The 330-nt window shown below is 70.9% G+C and carries 1 protein-coding gene; it reads left to right on the top strand.

Going from position 1 to position 330, the window contains the following annotated elements:
• The coding region (locus tag UK12_RS34410) for a hypothetical protein (RefSeq protein WP_045307157.1) at positions 1–258 on the top strand (258 nt) is incomplete at its 5' end.
• Between the last annotated feature and the right edge of the window lie 72 nt (positions 259–330).

Here is a 330-nt window from a genome sequence, read left to right as displayed (position 1 = left end):
GGGGAGCAGAAGGGCACCGACGGAACGTTTCAGCGCTACCGGGTGACCCTCTCTGCCGAGGCGTACGCCGCCGCGCAGACGCAGCTGAGCACGGCCCGGAGGACGGCGCTCAGGGCGGAGCTGGGGCCAGGACCGGTGGTGCTCGACCTTCTGCTGAACGACAAGGACCAGCTGACAGAGGTGCACCGCCGGGGCCCCGGACGCTCGGATGCAGCGAACCGCACCGTCCAGTATACCGAGTTCGGTGGGCCGCTCTAGGGGCAGGCCTCGGCCGGCGATGACCCCGCGGACGCAGGTAGTAATGGTCGGCCGCCGCTGGAGGCAGCGTCG

The sequence above is a fragment of the Saccharothrix sp. ST-888 genome (assembly GCF_000955975.1).
Taxonomy (GTDB): Bacteria; Actinomycetota; Actinomycetes; order Streptomycetales; family Streptomycetaceae; genus Kitasatospora.
This window is presented reverse-complemented; position numbering and strand designations above follow the sequence as displayed.